Source organism: Deinococcus sp. Arct2-2 (assembly GCF_004801315.1).
Taxonomy (GTDB): domain Bacteria; phylum Deinococcota; class Deinococci; order Deinococcales; family Deinococcaceae; genus Deinococcus.
This window is the reverse complement of record NZ_SSNW01000067.1, coordinates 1-22967: the sequence shown is the minus strand read 5'-3', so window position 1 is coordinate 22967 and position 22967 is coordinate 1. Positions and strand designations below refer to the sequence as shown.

The 22967-nt window shown below is 62.7% G+C and carries 19 protein-coding genes and 2 tRNA genes; 9 read left to right on the top strand and 12 right to left on the bottom strand.

Features of this window, described 5'->3' with window-relative positions:
- The first annotated feature begins 17 nt into the window (after positions 1 to 17).
- The 4 genes from E7T06_RS20460 (at position 18) to E7T06_RS20445 (ending at position 2547) form a co-directional block, all read left to right on the top strand.
- Positions 18 to 740 carry an arginase gene (locus tag E7T06_RS20460; RefSeq protein ID WP_136367610.1) on the top strand — a complete coding sequence of 241 codons (723 nt, stop codon included), beginning with the start codon at positions 18 to 20 and terminating at the stop codon, positions 738 to 740.
- Between the two features lie 60 nt (positions 741 to 800).
- Positions 801 to 1286 (top strand): NUDIX domain-containing protein, encoded by a 486-nt coding sequence (locus E7T06_RS20455; RefSeq protein WP_136367609.1) that lies wholly within the window; start codon positions 801 to 803, stop codon positions 1284 to 1286.
- Between the two features lie 302 nt (positions 1287 to 1588).
- Positions 1589 to 2146: a VUT family protein gene (locus E7T06_RS20450; protein WP_240741198.1), complete on the top strand. Its 558-nt coding sequence runs from the start codon at positions 1589 to 1591 to the stop codon at positions 2144 to 2146.
- Complete coding sequence (locus E7T06_RS20445) at positions 2143 to 2547, top strand: hypothetical protein (RefSeq protein WP_136367608.1); 405 nt, start codon at positions 2143 to 2145, stop codon at positions 2545 to 2547. Before E7T06_RS20450 ends, E7T06_RS20445 begins: the two co-directional genes overlap by 4 nt.
- Positions 2548 to 2636: 89 nt before the next feature.
- On the opposite strand, the gene E7T06_RS20440 is transcribed toward E7T06_RS20445, so the two are convergent.
- Together E7T06_RS20440 and rimO are read right to left on the bottom strand one after the other, a co-directional pair.
- Entirely contained in the window at positions 2637 to 3803 is a 1167-nt protein-coding gene (locus E7T06_RS20440; protein WP_136367607.1) for an A24 family peptidase, read from the bottom strand.
- Between the two features lie 191 nt (positions 3804 to 3994).
- Positions 3995 to 5464 carry a 30S ribosomal protein S12 methylthiotransferase RimO gene (gene rimO, locus E7T06_RS20435; RefSeq protein WP_168733687.1) on the bottom strand — a complete coding sequence of 490 codons (1470 nt, stop codon included), beginning with the start codon at positions 5462 to 5464 and terminating at the stop codon, positions 3995 to 3997.
- 292 nt (positions 5465 to 5756) lie between these two features.
- Between rimO and minD the strand changes: the two genes are divergently transcribed.
- The 3 genes from minD to E7T06_RS20420 all read left to right on the top strand — a co-directional run bounded on the left by minD (position 5757) and on the right by E7T06_RS20420 (position 7997).
- Complete coding sequence (minD, locus tag E7T06_RS20430; protein WP_136367606.1) at positions 5757 to 6557, top strand: septum site-determining protein MinD; 801 nt, start codon at positions 5757 to 5759, stop codon at positions 6555 to 6557.
- Position 6558: 1 nt separating this feature from the next.
- Positions 6559 to 6819 carry a cell division topological specificity factor MinE gene (minE, locus tag E7T06_RS20425; RefSeq protein ID WP_064015608.1) on the top strand — a complete coding sequence of 87 codons (261 nt, stop codon included), beginning with the start codon at positions 6559 to 6561 and terminating at the stop codon, positions 6817 to 6819.
- A 110-nt stretch (positions 6820 to 6929) separates the two neighbouring features.
- Entirely contained in the window at positions 6930 to 7997 is a 1068-nt protein-coding gene (locus tag E7T06_RS20420; RefSeq protein WP_136367605.1) for an FtsW/RodA/SpoVE family cell cycle protein, read from the top strand.
- Between the two features lie 262 nt (positions 7998 to 8259).
- Here E7T06_RS20420 and E7T06_RS20415 read toward each other — a convergent pair whose 3' ends face one another.
- The 10 genes from E7T06_RS20415 to E7T06_RS20370 all read right to left on the bottom strand — a co-directional run bounded on the left by E7T06_RS20415 (position 8260) and on the right by E7T06_RS20370 (position 22407).
- The gene (locus E7T06_RS20415; RefSeq protein WP_136367604.1) at positions 8260 to 11052 is read right to left on the bottom strand and encodes a pitrilysin family protein; all 2793 of its coding nucleotides are present in this window, start codon (positions 11050 to 11052) and stop codon (positions 8260 to 8262) included.
- A 392-nt stretch (positions 11053 to 11444) separates the two neighbouring features.
- Complete coding sequence (gene pgl, locus E7T06_RS20410) at positions 11445 to 12122, bottom strand: 6-phosphogluconolactonase (RefSeq protein WP_136367603.1); 678 nt, start codon at positions 12120 to 12122, stop codon at positions 11445 to 11447.
- 225 nt (positions 12123 to 12347) lie between these two features.
- Positions 12348 to 13292 carry a glucose-6-phosphate dehydrogenase assembly protein OpcA gene (locus E7T06_RS20405; RefSeq protein WP_136367602.1) on the bottom strand — a complete coding sequence of 315 codons (945 nt, stop codon included), beginning with the start codon at positions 13290 to 13292 and terminating at the stop codon, positions 12348 to 12350.
- Positions 13293 to 13434: 142 nt separating this feature from the next.
- Positions 13435 to 15174, bottom strand: a complete 1740-nt coding sequence (gene zwf, locus E7T06_RS20400) for a glucose-6-phosphate dehydrogenase (RefSeq protein WP_136367601.1) — start codon at positions 15172 to 15174, stop codon at positions 13435 to 13437.
- Positions 15171 to 16250: a phosphogluconate dehydrogenase (NAD(+)-dependent, decarboxylating) gene (gnd, locus tag E7T06_RS20395; protein ID WP_136367600.1), complete on the bottom strand. Its 1080-nt coding sequence runs from the start codon at positions 16248 to 16250 to the stop codon at positions 15171 to 15173. The genes zwf and gnd overlap by 4 nt, the downstream gene beginning before the upstream one ends.
- Before the next feature lie 149 nt (positions 16251 to 16399).
- On the bottom strand, positions 16400 to 16954 hold the full coding sequence (locus tag E7T06_RS20390; RefSeq protein WP_136367599.1) for an SRPBCC family protein: 555 nt from the start codon (positions 16952 to 16954) through the stop codon (positions 16400 to 16402).
- Positions 16955 to 17147: 193 nt separating this feature from the next.
- Positions 17148 to 18857 carry a GAF domain-containing sensor histidine kinase gene (locus E7T06_RS20385; protein ID WP_168733686.1) on the bottom strand — a complete coding sequence of 570 codons (1710 nt, stop codon included), beginning with the start codon at positions 18855 to 18857 and terminating at the stop codon, positions 17148 to 17150.
- Positions 18858 to 18963: 106 nt separating this feature from the next.
- Positions 18964 to 19719, bottom strand: a complete 756-nt coding sequence (locus E7T06_RS20380) for an RNA methyltransferase (RefSeq protein ID WP_240741199.1) — start codon at positions 19717 to 19719, stop codon at positions 18964 to 18966.
- Between the two features lie 484 nt (positions 19720 to 20203).
- Positions 20204 to 21031 carry a hypothetical protein gene (locus E7T06_RS20375; RefSeq protein ID WP_136367597.1) on the bottom strand — a complete coding sequence of 276 codons (828 nt, stop codon included), beginning with the start codon at positions 21029 to 21031 and terminating at the stop codon, positions 20204 to 20206.
- The gene (locus E7T06_RS20370) at positions 21028 to 22407 is read right to left on the bottom strand and encodes a glycogen synthase (RefSeq protein ID WP_136367596.1); all 1380 of its coding nucleotides are present in this window, start codon (positions 22405 to 22407) and stop codon (positions 21028 to 21030) included. Before E7T06_RS20370 ends, E7T06_RS20375 begins: the two co-directional genes overlap by 4 nt.
- A 164-nt stretch (positions 22408 to 22571) precedes the next feature.
- On the opposite strand from E7T06_RS20370, the gene E7T06_RS20365 reads away from it, so the two are divergent.
- Together E7T06_RS20365 and E7T06_RS20360 are read left to right on the top strand one after the other, a co-directional pair.
- A tRNA-Ile gene (locus E7T06_RS20365) sits at positions 22572 to 22647 on the top strand.
- 27 nt (positions 22648 to 22674) lie between these two features.
- Positions 22675 to 22749, top strand: a tRNA-Val gene (locus E7T06_RS20360).
- Positions 22750 to 22967 lie beyond the last annotated feature (218 nt).

Sequence of the window (22967 nt, the reverse complement as noted above, 5' to 3'; positions counted from 1 at the left end):
CCTCACCGTCAATACCCATGCTGTTAAGTATCGACTGGGACGCCTACAGCGGGTGCGCCGACTTGGTATTCGACGCGCCGATCTGGGGCACCCGCGACCTGCCCGCCGACCGAATGGAAGCTTGGCAAACCCGCACCCTGAAACGCAATCCAGAGGCCCAAAACTGGACGCCGCTGGACGCCGACTATCCGCTGTATCCCGGCTGGGAGGCGCTGGAACGTTACGCGGGCTGCCCGGCGTGGGTCACGCTGTCTCACGCCGATGCTTGGGGCTGGCTGGAGGAACACGCCGCCCGCACTGGGGCCGCTGCCGACGTGCTGAACATAGATTCCCACCACGACCTTGCCAGCCGCAGTGGAGACCCGGCGCGGGTGCGGCCCGGAAACTGGGCGGGCCTTGGCCTCAGCGCGGGCCTGATTGGGCGCTATGAGTGCTTGTATCCGGCGTGGCACGCGGGCTTAGCGGTGGCCGAGGGCTTTGATCTGGAGCGCACCTTCGCCGAAGTCGCTGGCCTCCTGCCGCCCGAACTGCTGCCCCGCATTGCCCTGCACCGCATGGCCCACCCTGATGACGGCCTCCCCGACCCGGCACAGGTAAGCGGCGTGCTGTTGGTACAGTCTCCGGCGTGGACAAGTCCGGCCCACGACGCGGCGTTCTGGCAACTGGCCCGCCACCTGAAGGCACAGGAATTGGTGCCCCCCCTGCAACGGGTGTGGCGTCCGCCCAAGCTGAGTCGCTAGACTAGGCACCAGAAGTTGGAAGCCGAGCCTGTTTGGGCCGCCCTTTGTTGAGGAGAAGCTGTGACCACGCCCACACCCGAACGCGCCCCGCCCGTCGCCTATCAGGTGGGCGTGTTCGCCCTTGTGCATCAGCGCAACCAATATTTGCTGGTGCGCCCGCGCCGTCCGCTGTTGCCGGGGGGCAATTACGGCTTGCCGGGGCTGCTGCTGGAGGCCCAAGCGGGTAGCAGCGTAGCCGAATTGGGCCTACGTCGCGCCCTGCTGGCCCAAGTGGGCATTTCGGTTTCCGACTTGCGCTTGGTGGGCAGCCACGCCGCACGCGGCACCGAATCGGGGCAAGCCGACGCCCGCTTGTACCTGATTTTTGGCACCGAATACTGCTCCGGCATTCTGAATCCTCAGCCCGCCGAACTGTACAGCGCCGAATGGATGGCCCCTTCCAGCTTCGACAACCGCACCCCCGATTGGCTGCACGCCGCCGTGCGCGAATATCAGACCACTGCCGCGCCCACGCCGCCGCCCTCGGTCTTTGGCCGGAAGCGCTGAGTTAGAGGGCAAGCCAGTCAACCCAGTTGTCCTCCCCTTTGAGGGGGGCGTTGCGGAGCAACGGGGGGGTTCACCTTCCAACTTTAATTTGAGCCGCGTGTAAACCCCCCAGTCTGCTTCGCATTCAGCCCCCCTTAAGGGGAGCGCAAAAGCTGTTGTCCTCCCCTCTAAGGGGGGGGCGTTGCGTCAGCAACGGGGGGGTTTACCTTCCAACTCAGGAGCGCTTCCCCTTTTCCCCACCCTATTCCTGCTAGGCTTTCTTCTTGCCCGTGACCTGTGCTGTCGCTGCGGCTGGAGGCTGTATGAGAAAGAGTTCTACGATGGCGGCCCTGACTGGCCTGCCCCTGCTGTTGATCGCCCTGTACGCGCTGAGCATTTTGCTCGCCAACATCACGCTCAATAGCTTTATTCCCCTGCCTGTTTTCGGCCTGTTGAGTGTAGGCACCATTTTCTTTGCGGCGGTGTTTACGCTGCGAGACCGGATTCATCAAGCAGGCGGGCTGCGGGCTGTGTATATCGCTATTGCGCTGGCCTTGTTGGTCAATACGCTGTTTGCGCTGTTTGCGGGGACGCCTTGGCGCTTTATCGGGGCGTCGTTCTTGGCCCTGTTGGTGGGCGAACTGGCCGATACGGGCGTGTATCAACGCCTTATTCACCGCAGCTGGTGGACGCGGGTGCTGGCCAGCAACGCCGTAAGCGTGCCGCTGGATTCCATCCTCTTTACGCTGCTGGCTTTTTACGGCGACATGAGTAACCGCGACATCGCCCAAATTATCTTTGCCGACATTCTCGCCAAATACCTGATCGCGGCCCTGTTTGCCTTCCGGGTGCGGGCCGCCAACCGCGCCGCCACTTCATGACCAGTGGATGTCCGGTGGCCCACACCGCTGCCGCATCTGAGATCATTCCTGCCGAACTGCTGAAGACGATTGCCAACGCACGTCCCCAGTTGCCTACCTTTGTAGAACACATTCTGCACCTGCCCGAACTCTGCCCCGCCACGCAGAATCCGGCTCCCAGCAGCACCCTCACCGTCAGTTATCAGGCCGGAGAATGGCTGCTGGAACTGTTTAGCCTCGATACGTACATCGACGCTTTTTTTGCCCACCCAGTCGTGCGAGATATGGAACTGTTCGTGCAGACGGTTGCCCAAGACGCGGCCAACGCAGCGCGGGTAGAAGTGAAGGTATTGGCCGATGTGCGCCTGAACCGGGTGCGGCAGGGCCAGCGAATTACGGTGGTAGCGCAGCCGGAAAGCTGAAGCCGAAGCTTTCAAGAAGACAGCGTTCGAGAAAATGCAGGCCCCGAATGTCAGGACGACACGGGGCCTGTTTCATTTCCTCGGCAGTTTTATAACCCCAGCATTCCCTTATACCCCTCCACAATCGCCGCGCCCCAGATCAGGGCTACCACTGCGCCCAGCGCCAAATAAGGCCCGAATTTCACGCGGTTTTCGCTCTTGAGTGCCAGTTGCACGATGCCGAACAAGGCCCCGGCGACAACGGCCACCACGACAGCCACCAACAGCCGCTCCCAGCCCAAAAACGCACCGATGACGGCGGCCAGTTTCACGTCGCCAAAGCCCATCGCGCTGGGGTCATAGGGGGCGTCGTCTTCGGCGGGTGCGTCGGCTTCCGCTTTGGCCGTGAGTCGAAACTGAATCCACCAATACAGCCCCGCCACCAACGACACTGCGCCTGCGGCGGCCAGTGCGCCCTGCACCATCAAAATCAGGCCCATACCGTAGCCTGCGCTGCCCAGCATGACGCTCACCAAAAAGCCGCCGATGGTCAGCAGTTCCGGCACACGCACCAAGTGCCGCGCCGCCAAGTTCACGCCCACCGCCAACAGGCCTACGCCCGCGCCCCACCACGGCCCCAGCCACGCCCCGGCCAACAACGCCAGACTGATTTGCTGGTAGCCGATGGGAAAATCGGGGTATTGCCGCTCCTTAAATCGCCGCAAGACCCACGAGGCCAGCACGTCAATAGTCACCAGCAGGCCCGCGCCCAGCAGCGCCCCGTTCACGGCTTCCGGCAAGTTGGGCAAGTCGTATTCGGCCCCCGCCGCCCGCGCCCCGAAGAAGGCGAACACCAATCCCAGCGCCACTCCGGGCAGGGTCAGTTCATCGGGAATGGTGTAGGTATCGAGGTCTATGGCGCTCGCCACCAGCAGCAGCGTAAACAGCACCATCAGGCCAACGCTGCCCACGCCGTACACCGCCAGCGGAAACAGCGCGGCAATAACGCCGTAGCCGAGGCCGGTGAGGAGTTCTACCACCGGATACCGCCGTTTGATGGGAGCGCGGCAGTAGCGGCACTTGCCCCCCAGCGCCAGCCAAGAGGCCACCGGAACGAGGTCTAGGGGACTCAGGGCGTGATCGCAGTGAGGGCAATGGCTGGGTGGAAAGGCGATATTTTCGCCGCGTGGTAGCCGCCAAATCAGCACGTTGGAAAACGAGCCGACCAGCAGGCCGAATACGGCGGCGCACACCACGATGAAGACGTCGAGATTCACCCGGAAAGTGTAGGGGAAGGGGCGTCACACGGGTCTGTCAGGGTTGGGGGGCGGGTTTACGTTGGAAGGTGAACCCCCCCCCGTTGCTGTAGCAACGCCCCCCCTTGAGGGGAGGACAAAAGCTGTTGCGCTCCCCTTAAGGGGGGCTGGCTGCGAAGCAGACTGGGGGGTTTACACGCAGCGTCAGTCCCTCAGTGCTTCCCAAAATGGCCCAACTGCGGCACATTCGGCTTCCATTCCGGGCGCTCCAGCACCTCGCCGTAGAGGTCATATTCGTCGCTGTCCTCGATGCGGGCTTTCACGATGTCGCCAATTTTCAGTTGTCCGGCCAATTCGCCTGCAAACAGGTACACCTGACCGTCGATGCCGGGCGCGTCGCCTTTGGTGCGGCCAATCAGGCGGGTGCCGGGGGCGTCGTCCTCTTCATCGTTAAATTCGTCGATGATCACGTCCATCACGCGGCCCACTTTCTCGGCCAGCTTTTCGGCGCTGATGCGCTGCGCGACTTCCATAAAGCGGGCGAGGCGGGCTTCCTTCACGGCCTGCGGCACTGCACCTTCCAGTTTGTTGGCGTCGGCTTCGTCCACATCGCTGTAAGGGAAGGCTCCCACGCGGTCTAGGCGGGCGTCTTCCAAAAAGGTCAAGAGTTCTTGAAATTCGGTTTCAGTTTCGCCGGGGAAGCCCACGATAAAGGTAGACCGGATAACGAGTTCCGGGCAGATAGCACGCCAACGCCGAATGGTATCGAGTTGCTTGCCCGCGCCCGGACGCCGCATAGAACGCAAAATCTTGGGCGAGGCGTGTTGCAGGGGAATATCCAGGTACGGCAGGATTTTGCCCTGCGCCATCAGTTCCACGATCCGGTCTACGTGGGGGTACGGGTACACGTAATGCATCCGCACCCACGCGCCCATTTCGCCCAGTTTCACGGCCAAGTCGGTCAGGTGAGCGCGGACTTGCTCACCCTGAAACTCGCTCTCGCGGTGGCGCACATCTACGCCATACGCACTCGTATCCTGCGAAATCACCATCAGTTCCTTGGTGCCGCCTGCCACCAAGCGGAATGCTTCGTACAGCACCGCGCCCGCATCCCGGCTGACTTGCAGGCCGCGCAATTTGGGAATGATGCAAAACGAGCAAGTGTGGTTACAGCCCTCGGCAATTTTGACGTAGGCGTAATGCCGGGGCGTCAGGCGCACGCTTGGGGCAAACACGTCGCCGTGACGGGTGTCCTCGCGGGTAGGCACGGCCACATCGGGGCGCATGCCGGGGGCGGCCACAGGCAGCAGCCCCGTAAAAGCGTCGGTTTCTATCGGCAGCAGCCGCCGCACATGCTCCATCACGTCGTCCACGGCTTCCGAACCCGTAATGGCGGCCACCTTAGGATGACGCTCCAGAATCTTTTCGGGACGCTCGCCCAAACATCCGGTCACGATCACGCGGCCTGTGGCGTCCAGCGCCTCACCGATGGCGTTCAGGCTTTCTTCTACGGCGGGCGTAATAAAGCCGCACGTATTCACGATCACAGCGTGTGCATCTTCGTAGCTGGCGGCCACTTCATAGCCTTCGGCCCGCAGTTGGGTCAGGATTCGCTCGCTGTCCACGAGGGCTTTGGGGCAGCCGAGGCTGATGAATCCTACTTTTTTGGGGGCGATCAGCATACTGTCTGCGGGGCGCTGGGTTGTTGCCGTCATGTGTTCTCCTCGCGCCGTGCGTTGGCTCCTGCTGGGGCCGCCCGCCGCCTTGTCCTTGCTTGATCTGATGATCTTGATACCCGCCTGCTCACGCGCCACGCCCGTAATGCCGTTGGGGGCGCTGTGGCTGAACTGCAGCGGCTTCAACCCGGCATTATACAGGGCGCACGGGGAGGCGAGAAGGACACAGGTCACATGGGGGAGAGGCTGGGCGGCATGTCACCCACTGGGGCGAGTCAGTTGATAGACTGCGCCGCATATGAATGCGAAGGTCATCGTGGTCACGTCCGGGAAGGGGGGCGTGGGCAAAACCACCACCACCGCCAACATCGGTGCGGCGCTTGCCAAATTGGGCGAAAAAGTCGTGGTCATCGACGTGGACGTGGGTCTGCGGAACCTCGATGTGGTCATGGGCCTCGAATCCCGCGTGGTCTTTGACCTGATCGACGTGCTGGAAGGCAAATGCCGCATGAGTCAGGCTTTAATCCGCGATAAGCGTGTGGAGAACCTGTATCTGCTGCCCGCTTCTCAGACCCGCGACAAAGACGCCCTAGATCCCGAAGTGTTTAAGACGGTGGTGCGCGGCCTGATCGAAGACGAGAAGTTTGACCGCGTGCTGATCGACAGCCCCGCCGGAATCGAATCGGGCTTCCGCACCGCTGCCGCCCCCGCCGAAGGTGCGCTGGTGGTCGTGAACCCCGAAGTCTCTAGCGTGCGCGACGCTGACCGGATTATTGGCCTGCTGGAATCGCAACAGGTCAACGAGATCCGTCTGCTGATCAACCGCCTGCGGCCCAAGATGGTCGCCAGCGGGAACATGCTCAGCGAGGCCGACATTCTGGATATTTTGGGCGTCAAGCCCATTGGTGTGGTGCCGGAAGACGAGGGAATCATCGTGAGTACCAACGTCGGGGAGCCTGCGGTACTGGGCAAAACCAAGGCGGGACAGGCCTTTATGGATACCGCCCGCCGCATGAAGGGCGAAGACGTGCCGTATCCCAAGTTTGATGAAGACAAGGGCTTCTGGTCGGCGTGGCGTCGTCTGTTTGGGGGGGCGTGAGATGTTTTCATGGATGAAGCGGGGCCGCACCAAAGAAACCCTCAAAGACCGCTTAGAGCTGGTGCTGGCCTATGACCGCGCCCAAATTCCACCCGGCAAGGTAGACGCCCTGCGCCAAGACCTGCTGGAAGTCGTCAAGCGCTACTTTCCCACCGGCAGCAGCAGCATCGAAATAGAGCAGCGCGGCGACATGGTAGTGCTGATGGCGAACATTCCGATTGACGAGAACGCGCCGGGGCATACGTCGAATCGGGGACGCTGACCTCCTTATTCCAATCAAGTTCTAGACCATCCAGCCTGCCTCACACACAGTCCATGCGCCTTGCCCTAGCCTAGTGGCGTGACGGTTGCGACTGTGTTGAGGCAAGTGCTGTGAAGTACGACTTACGTTTTCCCGTGATTATTCTGGCGCTGCTGGCGGTAGGCCTGCTGACAGTAAGTACAGCGGCGCTGGCTCCCCGCGTGGCCCCCGGTGTATTCAACAAACAACTGATTGGCGTAGCGCTGGCTGCGGTGCCCATCGCGTTGCTGTGGTGGGCGGGGCGTGACCGCATTTACCGCATTGCCCCGTATCTGTACGGCCTCGCGCTGCTGATGCAGGCCAGCACCTTCGTCATCGGCAAGGAAGTGAACGGCCAGAAAAACTGGATCGAACTGGGGCCGCTGCAATTTCAGCCGCTAGAAATCCTGAAATTTGCCATGATCCTGATGCTGCCGGTGGTTCTCAGGAGCGGCTATCAGGGCATCAAAACCTACGCTTTTGCATTGGCGGTGTTCCTGCCTGCCATCGGCCTCGTGGTCATTCAGGATTTTGGCGGTGCGTTGGTGCTGGCCGTCATGTTCGGCGTGATTATGCTGGCCGCCCGCATTCCGTGGTGGCACGCGACCCTCGCGGTGCTGGCGCTGGGCGTGGCTTTTCCCACCGTGCTGTATCCCAAGCTAGAGCCATACCAGCAAAAGCGCCTGACCATTTTTCTAGACCCCTACCAAGACCCACGCGGGGCCGGGTATCAAGTCATTCAAAGCACGATTGCGGTGGGTTCGGGTGGCTTGCAGGGCAAAGGGTACAAGGAAGGCTCGCAGTCTCACAACGGCTTCCTTCCCGAAGCACACACCGATTTCGCCTTCAGTACATGGGCCGAAGAACAGGGCTTGGTGGGGGCGCTGGCCGTGCTGGTGCTGTACGGCATGTTGTTTTGGGGGCTGGCAGGCATGGCCGCCGAAGCCCCCCGGCTGCAAGACCAGATTCTCTTCGCGGGCATTTTGGGCCAGATCGGATTTCAGGTCATAGAAAATGTGGGCGCGGCCCTGAGTGTGCTTCCCCTGACCGGAATCACGCTGCCGCTGATCAGCTACGGCCTCAGCAGTCTGGTCAGTACGCTGAGTACGCTGGGGCTGGCGTACGTGATGCACCGAGACCGACATGGGGGCATGATTTAGGGTGTAGGTCGTGGGTTGTGCGAAGACTGAAACAGAGCTGGCGGGGAGCGCAAATTTAGCTCCCCGCCTTGCTTTGGTCGGATTGGCTGGGGCGGGGGCGTCGCTGAACTGCCCCCTCACCCCGCTGCGGTGCAGCGCCCCTCTCCCACAAGCGGCGAGGGAAAAACCTAGAATCTGAGGCTGTTTGCTCCTCTCCCTTGAGGGGGGAGGTTGGGAGGGGGTGAGTGAGCAACCCGATTGCCCTTCCGCCCTTCCCACACCCTTACTTAAACGTCCCCGCCCGCACGATCACAAGATTCGCCGGATTCACGTATTTCACCAGCGCGGCGGTGGCCTGTTCGGGCGTCACGGCACTGATTTTGGCTTCTAGTTCGGCGCTGAAGGCGTAAGTGCGGCCCAAATCCAGTTGGTTGGCGAGGCTTCCGGCCAGCGTGCTGTCGGCGCTGCGGGCCACGCGGGCTTCTTGCAGTAGGGCAGTTTTGGCGGTGGCGATTTCGGTAGCCGTAAAGCCGTCTTTGCGGGCGCGGTCTAATTCCTCGCGCATGGCGGTTTCCACCTTCGCCGTCACGTCCGGATTAAAGATCGCGTAGGCCGTAAAGCTGGCCTTTTCATCACGCGACGACACGCTGGTGCTGCCGCCTGCGCCGTAGCTCAGGCCGTCTTGTTGGCGCAGACGGTTGAACAGGCGCGAGTCGGTGCCGCTGCCGTACACGCGCATGGCAACCAACAGGGCCGCGTAATCGGGCTGGTCGTCGCGCAGGGGGAAGTTCAGGCGGGCCAGATAAATCGCGTTGGCCTTGTCGGGCACGTTCAGCACCAGATTTTGGGCGGCGGGCGTGACCAGCGGCGTAATCACGCGGGCATACGGCACGCCGCTTGTCCAACCGTTCAGGATGTCGGGCACGGCGGCGCGAATGGTTTGCGGGTCGAAGTCGCCTACCGCCGAAACCTGAATCCGGGCGGCTCCCCAGACGCGGCGGTAGTAGTCCTGCACCTGCTCCAGCGTCACCGCTTTCAGGTCGGCCAGTTGTTCGTCCAGCGTGGGTGCGTAGCCAAGGTCGCCGGGTTTGGCTCCGGCAGGCATAAAGGCCCGCGCCAACGCCAAACTCGCCACGCTTTGTGGGTCGCCGCGCCCGGATTCCAGTCCGTCTATGCTGCCTTTTTTCAGTTCGTCGAAGTCGGCCTGAGGAAAGACGGGTTCGCGCAACACTTTCTTCACGAGGGCCAACGCTCCGGGCAAATTGGCCCGGTCGGTGCTGACATTCACGCTGACTCCGGTGGCGTCGCCGCTCACGCCGATCTGCGTTTTGGTGGCTTCCAGTTGGTCACTGAGCTGCTGGCGTGTCAGGCCCGTGCTGCCGCGTGTTAGTAGAGGCGCAATAAAGTCGGCGGCTCCCCGGTCGGCTTTCACGGTGTCGGGGTTGCCAAAATCGACGCTCAGCACGAGTTCTATCCGCTCGCCGCGTGTCTTTTTGGTCATCAGGGCCACTTCAGCCTGCACGCTGCCCACCGCAATCTTCTCGCGGGTCACGCGGGCTTCGATGGCGGCGGGTTCGGGCGCAACGGTTTCTCCGGCAGCAATCGCGGCGCGGCCCTGATACCCCTTCAGCAGTTGGGCGGCGCTGGGGGCCGCCGTAACGGTCACGTTGTCGGGGGTGGGGGTGGGCACAAACAGGCCCAGCGTGCGGTTGGTGGGTTTCAGGTAAGTGGCGGCCACGCGCTGCACGTCGGCGGGCGTGACTTTGCCCAAATCATCGCGCAGTTTGAACAGCAAGCGCCAGTCTCCGGCGGCAATGTATTCGCTGAGGGTCACGCCCACCGATTCGGGTTTGGTCAGCAGTTGCTCGAAGCCGTTGGCAACGCGGGTTCGCACGCGGGTCACGTCTTCTTCGGTAAAAGGCGTCTTGGTGGCGCTTTCTATGGTACTCAGCAGCGTCGCCTGAGCTTTAGCCATGTCGTCTTCTTTGCCCAGTACCGCCGCGTACAGCATCAGGCCCGGATCGCTGGCGCTGTTGGTCAGGCTGCCAATGGCGGTGGCCTGCTTGGACTGCACCAACGCTGCATACAGCCGCCCGGCGGGTTCGTTGGCAAGGATTTCATCCAGCACCAGCAACGCGGGCATGTCGGGGTGGCGCACGCTGGGCATGTGATAGGCCGCCAGCGCAATCTGCTCGTCTCCTACGCGGCGCACGGTCAGGCTGCGCTCGCCGTCTTGCGGGGTTTCTTCGGTGTACTGGGTGGGCAGGCTGCGAAAGGGGCGGCGAATCTGCCCGAAGGTCTGCGCCATCAGGCTCAGCGTGGCCTGTGCGTCAAAGTTGCCCGCCAGCGTGACTACCGCGTTGTCGGGTTGGTAGTAGGTGCGGTAAAAGGCTTGCAGCGCCCCAATCGGCACATTCTCTACATCGCTGCGGTTGCCGATGGCCGTGTTGCCGTAGTTGTGCCAATCGAACGCCACCGAACGTACCCGCTTGTACAGCAGCCCAAACGGACTGTTTTCGCCCGATTCGAACTCGTTGCGGACTACTGGCATTTCTGTTTTCAGGTCTGTGGCGGCAATTTTGGAATTCACCATCCGGTCGGCTTCCATCCGGATGGCCCACTCCAGATTGTCTCCGGTGTTGGTCATGGTTTCAAAATAGTTGGTGCGGTCTTCGCTGGTGGTGCCGTTAAAATCCGCGCCGCGCTTGCCCAGCCCCTCCAGAATGTTGCCGCTGGTGGCCGTTCCCTTAAACAGCATGTGTTCCAGCAGGTGCGCCATGCCCGTTTCGCCGTAACTCTCATGGCGGCTGCCGACTTGGTAGGTCACGTTTAGGGTAAACGTCTGCTGAGAGTTGTCGGGAAACAGCAGCACGCGCAGGCCGTTGCGGAGGCGGTACTCACGGATGCCCTCTACCTCGGTTACAAAGGTTACGCCTGCGGGCAAGTTCAGCGCGGCAACGGCGGCGGGGGCGGCAGCAGGCGTTGCGGTTTGGGCCGAAGACTGAGCAGAAGAGACTGCGCCGAAGCTGAGGGCTAGGGTAAGAAGCAGGGTAGCGGGCAGGGTGGGAACGCGCATGGAGCCTCCGGGGAATGGGGGAGAGAAATAGGTTTCGGGTACAGGTTCCAACATACAGAACTGCGGCCACACTAGCGCCCCCAAATGTGACAAATGACTAAGAGTTTAGAAGTTGTGCATCCGGCTTGGATAGAAAAAAGACCGCTGGGGGAGCGGCCTTCTTGGGGTTGAGTGGTAGGCAAGTGTTGAGCGTTGACGATTTCGGGCGAACCCCCCAGTCTGCTTCGCAGCCAGCCCCCCTCAAGGGGAGCGCAACAGCTTTTGTCCTCCCCTTAAGGGGGGGCGTTGCGTCAGCAACGGGGGGGTTCACCTTCCAACTCCATGTCTCTCCAGTGTTGCCTAACTCGGCTGGAATCAAGAGTTGAGTTTGAAAGGTAGGCAGGGGCAACCGCTCAGGCCTGTTGCAACTCTGCCCCGGCCGCCGCGTCTACAAACCAAATTGCGTTCTGCACGCCTGCGATGGGGTAGCCGCCCTCGCCTCCCTGCACCTGCCGCAACACGCCCGCCTTGCCCGCACCCGTAACCAAAATCCAGCGTTCGCGTGCCGCGTTGATTTCGGCGTAAGTGAAGGTCAGGCGGCCCGTATCCAGACGGGGCACAAAGTTGGCTGCCACGCGCCCGCTCGCCTGTAGTGCGTCGGTGCTGGGAAACAGACTGGCGGTGTGGCCGTCGTCGCCCATGCCCAGCAGCACGGCGTCCAGTTGGGCGGGCAGCAGCGCAGCGTAAGCTTCGGCTGCCGTTGTCAGCGGCTCTACCTCGCCCGCCATCCGGTGAACTTGGGCAGTGGGCACCGGCACATGGTTCAGGAGTTCGTCTTGCGCCAACCGGTAATTGCTGTCGGGGCTGTCTGCGCCCACGCTGCGCTCATCGCTGAAATAGATGTGAACTGCGTGCCACGGCATTTCGGGCATGTCGCGCAGGATGCGGTACATCAGCTTGGGCGTGCTGCCACCCGACAGGGCCACACGGAACGCGCCCCGGTCACGCACCGCCGCCCGCGCTGTTTGGGCAAAAGCTTCGGCAGCGCCAGCCGCAGTCAGTTCAGGAGTAGGAAAAGTTCGGATATTCATGCTTGCACCGCCAAAAAGAGGGAACGAAAGGTGTGTTTTTGGGAGGATTGCTGAGGTTAGAAGGGCAATCGCTTTGCTCACTCACCCCCTCTGCTGCGCAGCTCTGCGAGTCCCCAGCCCTCCCCCCTCTCCTGCGGAGCTTTGCAAGCCAAGGGTTAGGGAGCTAAGACCTAGATTCTTTAGTGTTTTTCCCACTCACTACTAACCACTTACCACTAACTGTTCTTACAAGCTCGCTTTCGCCAATTTCCAAGCCCGCTCAAAGCCTTCGCCGCGTTCGGGGCGGGCCATCACGCGGGCCAGTCCTTCGGCAAGGCTCATCTGTGGCACGTTCACTTCGGTCACGCGGCTCAGGTCGTCCCAGCGGGATTCCACGCGGGTCAGGTCGCCGTCTTCGGCACTCAGGGCAAAGCGTACCCCGTCGCCGGTCAGTTCTGCGCCGCACAGGTCGCCGTTTTCGCGGTGGCAGCGCGAGCGCTTCAGTTCTACGTTGTTCATATTCTTCCAGCCCAGTGTGTCGGCAATAAATCCGGCAAATAGGCGGGCGGGCAGGTCTTTGCTGCCCGAATAGCGCACGGTCAGGTGTTCTACGCGGGGCAGTTGGCGGGCGGCGTCGCTGGAATCGAACACCTGTGCCAGCGCCTCACGCCAGCCTGCGCTGCGGCTCCAGCCCAAGTCGGCCAGCGCGTAGTGGCGGGCAGGCGGAATGTCCAGCGTCAGGCTGTCGGCAATGACCTGATCGGCAATATCGGTCAATTCGGCCATCAGCACGCCTGTGGGGGCTGAATCTGCACCCCACCAGACATGGTTCACGGTGGCGGGCCGCAGCAGGGGCAAAATCGCGCCCTGAAGCTGTTCGGCACTGGCATTCAGAATCAGGCGCTCTACGTACAGGCCGCCCGGTTGCGGCACCAACGTCGCGTGAACAACCACGTCTTCGGTGCCGTCCATCACGCCGATAATCTGGCGTCCGGCGTAGCGGCCTTCCAGTCCAGCCAACGCTTCTTCTACCCGCCCCAAGTGCTTCTTGACGGTCAGGGCCACAATATTTCCCGTGTAGGCCCGCGTTTCCACCTGCGTCTGCGCCCACAGTTCATCAAGGGTCTGTTGGGCACGGCGCACGGTGGTGTCGGCGGGGCCGATGGCTTTCAGGTCGGTGGCGTAGGTCATGGCGTGCCTCTGGTGCGGTGTAACGGTTGGGCGGGGGGAAGTCTAAGGGTCAAAGGGTCGAAGGGTCTAAGAACAGATGGCCCACACGCGCCTGAATCTCTTGCCCTTAGTCTCTTAGACCCTAGACCCTGAGACAAGCCTCTCACAGTCGCCGCCAACGCCGATCCGGGCCTATTAAGGCGTCGGCAGCGTCCGGCCCCCATGTGCCGCTGGTGTAGTTGGGAAATTCGGGCGCGTGGTCGGCCTGTCCGGGCTTGGTGTCCCACATTTCCAGAATGCCCGACACGATCTGCCACGCATGATCCACCTCGTCCTCACGCGGAAACAGGGTGGCGTCGCCCAACAGCGCGTCCAGAATCAGGCGGCTGTAGGGGCTTTCCAGTTGGGCACCAAAGGCGTCGTAACGGAAGTCCATGACCACTTCGCGCAACACCATTTCTTGGCCCGGCATCTTGGAAGAAAACTTGAGGCTCACGCCTTCGTCGGGCTGAATGCGGAAGGCCAACACGTTGCGCTCTAGGCCGCCCGGAAAGATGCCCAGCGGCGGACGCTTAAACACCACGGCGATTTCGGTCACTTTTTTGGGCAGGCGTTTGCCCGTGCGCAGGAAGAAGGGCACGCCCTGCCAGCGCCAGTTGTCCACTTCTAGTTTGACGGCCACGTAGGTGGGCGTAGCGCTGCCTACCCGCACGTTGGGTTCCTCGCGGTAGCCGGTCACTTTTTCGCCGTACATGGTGCCGGGGCCGTACTGCCCGCGCACCGCCACCTCTTTCACGCGGCTTTTGGGAATGGGCTTCACGGCCCGGAGCACCTTAGTTTTTTCGTCCCGAATGGCGTCGGCGTCAAAGGCGGCGGGCGCTTCCATCGCGGTCAGAGCAAAGAGCTGCATCAGGTGGTTTTGCAGCATGTCGCGCACCACGCCCGCTTCCTCGTAGTAGCCGGCGCGGCCTTCCAAGCCCAAATCCTCAGAGGCCGTAATTTGCACATGATCCACGTAGCCCCGGTTCCAGATCGGCTCGAAAATGGCGTTGCCGAAGCGGATCGCCATCAGGTTTTGCACCGTTTCTTTGCCCAAATAATGGTCGATGCGGTACACCTGAGACTCGTCCCAGACCTTGTGGATGGCGTCGTTGAGGGCGCGGGCGCTGCCCAGGTCGTGTCCGAACGGCTTCTCGATGACGATGCGCCGCCAGCCTTCCGATTCGTCGGCCAATCCCAAGCGGCCCAGACCGTTGCTGATCGGCTCGAACAAGCTGGGCGGCGTAGACAGGTAAAACAGCGCGTTCTTGCGTCCGCCGTGAGCTTCCTCGGCGCGGTCAAGTTCTTTGCCCACGCGGTCGTACACGTCGTCGGCGGCAAAATCACCGAATTCGTAGTACAGCAGTTCACGGAATTTTTCCAAGTTGCCGGGCTGAATGGCGTCGGTTTCCTTGCTGCTCTTCAGGGCTTCTATGGCAAAGTCCTTGAATGCTTCGTCGGTCATGTCCTGACGGCCCACGCCCACGATATTGAACGCGCTGCCCAAGAGGCCGTCTTGCCACAGCCCGAACACGGCGGGCAAGAGTTTGCGCTTGGCAAGGTCGCCCGTGACGCCAAAAATAACCAGCGTGGCAGGTTCGGGAGCGCGGCTGCGGCGCATCATGGCCCGGAAGGGGTTTTGGCCGTCTGCACCGACATCGCTGGGAGTGCGGGCACGGGTCTTGCGGGGCTTCTTGTCGGCTGGGGCGGCGTTTTTGGCGCTGGTCTTTTTAGGTGCCGACGCCTTGAGGGCCGCGCTGCCTGCGGCTTTGGTTGCTGCGGATACAGCCCCCGCCTTCTTGGAAGCGGCCTTGTTCACGGCTGCTGGCTCTGCCTTCGCCGTTTCTTTCGCTTTTCGGGTCACGCGTCGCCCTTCACGCGCTGCTGGCCTGCTTCGCCCAATTGCTGTGCTTCAGCCGCACTGCCGCTGTCGGGGACAGCCACTTTGTTAGAAATGTTTTGCGGCGCGGCGGCGCTGGGATGTTCTCCGGCTTTCACGCTGGGCACTACGCTTTCCTGCTTGCCGACTTCCAGCTTTTTCACGGCGTGTCCACCAAAAGCGCGGCGCATGGCCGACAGCATCTGGCCCGCGTAGCTCACTTCCTGCTGACTGCGGAACCGCATCTGGGTACTGAGCGTAATCACTGGCGTGGGAATGCCCAGTTCAATCGAATCGATGATCGTCCAGCGGCCCTCACCACTGTCGGCCACGTAGTCGGACAGGTCATGGAAGGAGGCGTCGCTTTGCAGGGCTTCGGCGGTCAGGTCAAGCAGCCAACTGCGAACCACGCTGCCGTGCCGCCACAATTCGGCAATTTGGGCCAGATCCAGCCCGAATTCCTCTTTGGCCCCCAGCATCTCAAAGCCCTCGGCGTAGGCCTGCATCATGCCGTACTCGATGCCGTTGTGCACCATTTTTACGTAATGCCCTGACCCGGACGGCCCCATGCGGCCCCAGCCCTTATCTGGCGCGGGTGCAAGCGCTTCAAACACGGGACGCAGGCGCTCAATGGCTTCTACGGTGCCGCCCATCATCATAGCGTAGCCTTCTTTCAGGCCCCAAATTCCGCCCGACGTGCCCACATCCACAAACTCGATGCCCTGAACGGCCAGTTCCTCGGCGCGGCGCTTGGAATCCTTAAAGTTGGAGTTGCCACCGTCGATGATGATGTCGCCGGGTGCAAGGCGCGACGCCAGATCATCCACGACAGCCTGCGTGACCTGCCCGGCAGGAACCATCATCCACACGGCCCGCGATCCCGGCTCGCCCAGCGCGGCAATCAGTTCGTCCATGCTGCGTGCGCCCTGTGCCCCGTGCGCCTCGATATTGGCGACGTTCGCTTCGGTGCGGTCATAGCCCACCACTTGTTGCCCGCCCTGCGTCAGGCGCAGCACCATGTTGCCGCCCATTTTCCCCAGACCAATCATGCCTATTTTCATGCGCGACCTCCCGGCACGGAACCGCTTCCAGCCCGCGTGCCATCACTGTCAGGCAATATACGCGGGGTTCAGGATGTGGGGGTTGCCGGTATAGAGAGTCGCTTAATCAAGTCGGCCCATTTTGGGGTGGGGCAGCTCTACGACTCGCGTTACTTTTTGCGCTTGCGGGCGGCTTTTTCAGCCTCTTTCATGGCCTTGCGCTCTTCTTCTTGGCGCTTTTGCATGTCGCGGCTCACGTCTTCCATCAGTTGTGCGCCCTGCGCGTCTACCGTGCGCTGGAGGGCCATCAGGGTAGACACGACCATGTTGTTCAGGATGCGCTCTATCGGGGTTTTGATCCACTTGTAGCGTACCCGCCCGTTCAGGGTCATGGTCACTTCGGTGCCGCCGGGAGTGGCCTTGAACGTCCAGCCTTGGGTCAGTTTTTCCAGCGGCCCCACGTTCCGCACGCTTTCCCAACCGCCGCGCTGCGGAGCCTGCAACTGCCCGTATTTGGCCGTAAAGCCTAGCCCCAACAGCCGCCGCGAAAATTTAAAGCGCACCAGCACGTTGTTGGTCAGGCGGGCGTCGGCCTCCGAGTACTCCGCTTTGGTGAGATTTGGATCCCATTTCAGGCGGCGCTTGGGTTCCAGCGCAAGGCGGTAAAGCACGTCCGGGCGCGACCTGACCATGATGTTTTGCTTGATACTGATGGTTTCCGACATGACTGCCCTCACTGTAGCGCGGGGCGGCGGGAAAAGTCGGGCGGCTGTTTATTCCTTGTAGTCGTTGCTCCCCCCTTTGCTGGCGCAACGCCCCCCCTCAAGGGGAGGACTAAAAGCTCTTGCGCTCCCCTTAAGGGGGGCTGGCTGCGGAAGCAGACTGGGGGTTTACACGCAGCCTCAACTCCCCCACCCTTCACGCCTGCGGCACTTCCGCCTCTACCACCGTGCCGTGTCCGGGCGCACTCAGCACGCGGTAAGTGCCGCCTCTGGCCTCTACGCGCTCGCGCATTTGCATCAGTCCCAGCCCGCCCGCACTGCTGACCCGCCCGCTGACCTGCTCCGGGTCAAAGCCCGCGCCGTCGTCCTGCACCCGCAAGGTCACGTGGGCGGCCCCGTGCAGGCTCACTTTCACCTCGTGGGCGCGGGCGTGCTTGGCGATATTGTTCAGGCTTTCTTGCAAAATGCGGAACACGACGGCCTCGTCGCTGGGCGAGAGGGTGATGTCTCCGGTGACGCTCAGCACGCTCCTCACGCGGTTTTGCTGCCCAAAGTCTTCCACGTAGCGCCGTACAGTTTCCAGCAGGCCGTAGCGTTCCAGATCTATCGGACGCAGCGCAAAAATAGAGCGCCGGACTTCCCGAATCTGCTCGCGCAGTAGGGCGCTGGCGGCTTTCACTTCAGCTTCGGCCTGCTCGGGCTGGGTGTGAACTTGGCGGGCCACCACGTCCAGTTTCAGGGCGGCAAACGCGAGCGACTGCGCCACGCCGTCATGAATCTCGCGGGCAATCCGGGCGCGTTCGTCGCTGATGGCGAGTTCTTCGGAATAGAGGTAGGCGCGGGCGTTGCGAACGGCCAGCGTGGCCTGCCCTGCCATGAGGGCCAGCAGCGGAATACGGGCGTCTTCGAAAGCGTCGGCGCGGGCGTCTCCCAGCACCAGCACGCCCACCAAGTCCTCGTCGTCGCGCATGGGAAAGCCCAGCGCACTGGCGGCTCCGGCAAACACTTCGGCGGCTTCTTCGGGGGTGGCCACCAGTGGCGTTCCGGCCTGCGCCACCCGCAACGCAAACGCTGGGGCTGGCGTGCCCGCGCCCGATTCTCCGGTTTTATCCTGTGCGTATTCCAGCCGTAAGAGGCCGTCCTGATCGGTCAGGTAGGCGGCCCGCGCATCCACCCGCAAGCGCCCCGCCATATTGCGCGTGACCCGCGACAGCAATCGGCGCATGTTGCGTTCGGCCCGAATAGACTGATCCACCGAATACAGCGTCATCAAATCCAGCGTGCGTTGGCGGGCGGCTTCTACGCCGTTGGCAACTTCGGCGGCGAGGGCTTGGGCCAGCGCTTCCATCTCCGGCGTAGGCGGGGTTTCAAAGTGCAGGGCCATCGCGCCGCCGCCCGGAATGCCCACTTTCAGGGCGTACAGGTCGGCGCTAGGCGAGGCCAGCAGGGTTTCGCCGCGTGCCGTGCCGCTCAGCCCACCCGGTACGGTTAGGGTGGCGTGCGTGGCCCCCGTGACCCGCACCGCGCCGCGTGCCGCTACTTCTACGACTGCGCCCATATCGGGGGCGTCGGTCAGGTCACGCATCAGTTCCTGCACTGCCCGCAGCCGCGCATGAGACGCACTCAGTTGGCCGTACAAGTCGCGCAGTTCCCGCTCGGCCCGCTCCCGCGCCCGCGTGCCTTCGGCAATCCATTCCACACTAAAAAAGGTCACGGCTGGCCCCACGAGGCCGTAAAACAGCAGGTGCGCCCATACCTCGCCCCCCGCATTGCGGAGTTGGGCAATCAGCAATTCCACCGTGACCACCACCAGCACGATCAGGGGCGGCAGCGTGTTGCGGATTAAGCGCACCCGGTCAGACAGCCGCACCTCGCCCGGGACATAGGCAGGCGGCGCGGCGGGCATGGGCGCTGGCATAGGCGTACTAGGCACAGGTGAGGGGCGGGCCTCGGTCATAGCCGTAGCATAGGCAAACGGGGGGACGGGAAGGGTAAGGGATGCGGGAGTGGGGTCAGGATTCGCTGAGGTCGTCGTTGTTTTCTCTCGTCGCCCCCTCCTCTGCTCCCCACCGTCCCGCGTCGCCCACCTTCCAATGCACTTGCCGCAACAACCCCCGGAACAGACGGCTCTCGGCGCTGCTCATCAAGGCGCGGTCTAGCATGGCTCGCCACAGCCGCAGCGTATGGCGGGCACGCACGGCGTCGGTGTAGCCGATCAGGTGCATGGTCTCTTGCAAGTGGCCGTACATGGCTTCCATCTCTTCGCGGGTGGCGGTTTTGCGCTCTAGGTCGGGCACATCGTCCAGTCCCTGCAGAAACTCGTAGCACACCAGCAGCACGGCCTGCGCCAAGTTCAGACTGGCGTAATCGCCGGTAGGAATCCTGACCGTGACTTGGCATTGTTCCAAATCGCTGTTGATCAGGCCAGTTTCCTCGGGGCCAAACACCAACGCGGGGGCGGCAGCAGCGCGAACCAAAGGCCGCAACTGCGCCGGATGACGTGGCGGCGGCAAATCTCCGCGCTGGCGGGCGGTGGTGCCGACGCTGATGTCGCGGTCGGCCAAAGCGTCGCGCAAGGTGGGATACACACGGGCCGAACGCAACAGAATATCGGCGTGGACAGCCATCGCCACCGCCTGCGAATCCAAATGGTTGCAGCGCGGAGCCACGAGGCGCAGGTCGCTGGCCCCCATATTCAACATCGCCCGCGCCGCCGAGCCGATGTTGCCGGGCGTTTTGGGCGACACCAGCACCACCGCCAAATTCAGATGACTGCTCTCGGTGTGGCCCTCGTTCCTGCTGCCTTCGCTTCTGCTTTCACGCTTGCCTTCGTCGCCGCTCACGCCGGAAATGGTAGAGCATTCGGGGGTGGGATGGGGGCGGGATACGGGTTGTGTGGGGGTGGTCTAAGGGTTGAGAGGTTTAAGAAGAGCAAAGGCAATCACTGGCGCTCACTTCCCCCCTCCCGCTGCTTCGCAGCGCCCTCCCCCGCAAGGGGAGAGGGAGAAAGCAGGCCTACATCTTCCCAGCCCGAATGCGTGTGAGGCCGTCGTCCACGCAGTGGGCGGGCCAATTCCATCATCAAGATGACTGGCGATTCCGCTTCAAACGAACGATTGAGCCGAGTCTGGACGCGACAAGATCAATCCTGCCGAGCGCAGCGCCGCTCCCCCTACCCGGTGGGGTAGGGGCTGGGGGGTGGGGCAAAGCGTGGGACAAGCCCCAACAAGCCATTCCAAAAACCAAGCCGGATTAGGGGGCCGAATAAATCGGCGTTTCATCCACCACATGCAGCCCCAGCTTCAAGTCGTGCGCCAGTTCCGCCGCCGTGTCGCCCCAAGAATCGAGGCTGATTTGCGTGATGCCCGCTGCCCGCAACCGCGCGTTGACAGCGTCCAACAAGGCGGCCCGCAGTCCACTGGCCCGCCAATCGGGATGCACGCCCGGCGCATCCATGCGCCCCAATCCGTCTTCGATACTGGCGCGGCACAGGCCGATGCCCCGGCCCTGATCGTCCAGTGCAATGCAACTGAGGTGCGAATCGAAGCCCGCTGCGCCGTCGGCGGCGAATTCGGGTAAGACGGCGTGATGGCCCACCCGGTCTTCAAAAGTAGCCAGTGCGTCCATCCTGACGGCCAAATCCTGCACAGCGGCCAACGGGTGCAGGGTCACTCCGGCGGGCGGGTCGAGGTGACGCAGGGGCATTCGCCCGGTCAGGCGGCGGTACGCGCCCACCTCGCGCCAGCCTGCGCCCAGCAGGGCTTCGTAGGGCCACAGGTGCGGCTCGGCAAAGGCGTACACGCGGCCCAGTTCGGCCTGTGCGGCGTGGGCGAGGGCCAGCGCCGCCGCGTGTTGGCCCGGCCCCGGAAACGCGCCGCCCACCAACTCTGCGCCGTGGCGGGGGCTGGGGCGTGCGCCGACTGCGCCCAGCACGACTTCTTCCTCGTTCAGGGCCACCCACGCGGCCACACTCGCCCCGGCCATCCACGCCACCGCTTCTTCGGGCGCTTCGTACAGGCCCGCCAGCAGCGGTGGCAAGTCTTCGGGGAGCAGAGACAGGACGCTCAGACCTGCGCTCACCCTTCACCCAAGCGGCGGTACAGCGCCAAATACTGCTCGGCGGGGCCGTCCCAACTAAAGTCCAGCGACATGGCCCGCTCGGCGCGGCTCTGCCATTCGGCGCGGTCGTCGAACACTTGGCGGGCTTCGTGGCAGGCAGCGGCCAACGCTTCGGGTGTGGCGTCGGCAAAGCGGAAGCCGACATCTTGCGGCACGGTGTCCACCAGCCCGCCCGTTTCGCGCACCACCGGCAACGTGCCGTAGCGCATAGAGATCATCTGAGACAGGCCGCACGGCTCGAAGCGGCTGGGCATGGCAAAAGCGTCGGCCCCGGCGTAGATGCGGTGGGCCAAGGCCTCGTTCAGTCCCTGTGCAAACGCCACACGTGGATGCTGGCTCCAGCCGGTCAGGGCCGCCGTCAGCAGGGGGTCGCCGCCGCCCAGCACCACGATATTCCAGTGCGGCACGAGGTCGCTCATCGCCTCAATCAGCAGATCAATGCCCTTTTGGTCGGCCAAGCGGCTCACGGTGGCCAGAATCGGGGCGTCGTCCAGCCCAAATTCGGCCCGCAGCACGGCCCGCGCCGCCTCTTTACCCGCGAGGTCGCCAAACGCCGGAATATCAGGGTCGGTACGCGGGTTCCAGCGCTCCTGATCCAGCCCATTGATGATTCCGCTCAGGCGGCCTTCGCGGTTCAGGCGAATGAGGAGGCCTTCCAAGCCTTCTCCGTACTGCGGTGTCGTGATTTCCAGCGCGTAGGTGGGACTCACGGTGGTCACGTGGTCGGCAAAAATCAGCCCGGCCTTCATGTGGTTCAGGTCGCCGTGAAACTCTATCCCATCGGCCCCGAACGCCCAGCCCGGCAAACCCGTCCAGCGCGAGGCTTCGGCCATGTTCCATTTGCCCTGATAGGCCAGATTGTGAATGCTGAACACGGTGCGGAGTCCGGCCAAATGCGCGTGGGCCAGCGCCAAGCCCGCCTGCCAGTCGTGGCCGTGCAGCACGTCGGGCACGGCGTTCAGCAGTTTCAGCACCGGCAGCACTGCCCGCCCGAAGAGCGAGTAACGCCACACGTCGTCGGGGTGGTACAGCCCCGGACGGTGAAACTCGCGCATGCCGATAAACAGGTAGCGCACGCCGTCCTGCCGCAGTTCCCCCACCGTCACGTCGCCCGCATCGGCCCCCAGCTCGGGCAAGCGCCCACGCCAAAGCTCTGTCGGCGTTCCGCTGAGGCTGGCGTACCACGGCGAAATCACCGACACCTCATCGCTCGGTTCTGTGTTGCTCAACCCCATGAGAAGTCGGGCCTGCTCTGCCGGGAGTGCGCCCAGCACATCGCCCAGCCCGCCCGAACGCGAAAAAGGAAAGACTTCTGACCCCACATGCATGACCCGCATAGGCCGCACTCTACCCCGCCCGACTGCCGGTATTCACACAGTACGCTGCTGAGCACTGCCGTCAGTTTGACAAGGCCCGCCCCCGTTGCTACACTTCCTCTCGCCCGTCTGGATGATTCCTTGTGGATTGTTCAACCCTGTGCCGTTCAACTCTGGGGCAGTCCGGGCTCTTAGCTCAACGGTCAGAGCAGTCGGCTCATAACCGATTGGTTGCCGGTTCAAATCCGGCAGGGCCCACCACATTCTCCAGCGCAGCAGTACGGTTTCGGGCGGTTAGCTCAGTGGTAGAGCATTCGCTTCACACGCGAGAGGTCGTAGGTTCAAGTCCTATACCGCCCACCAAGACAAAATGTCCTACCTTCACAGGTGGGATTTTTGCTGTGTGATGCCGCTGATTGTCCCAATTTGGGAATTTGTGGCATCACGTCTGCGAACGAATGGCTTAGGCTGTTGCCTTGTCGCCCTCAAATATTTGATGCTTCTCAAACTGAAATGCTGTCAATAAGGTGAATTCTAGTTGCTAGCGCACAGCGTGACCCGGAGGGGCTACGCTTTCTCTG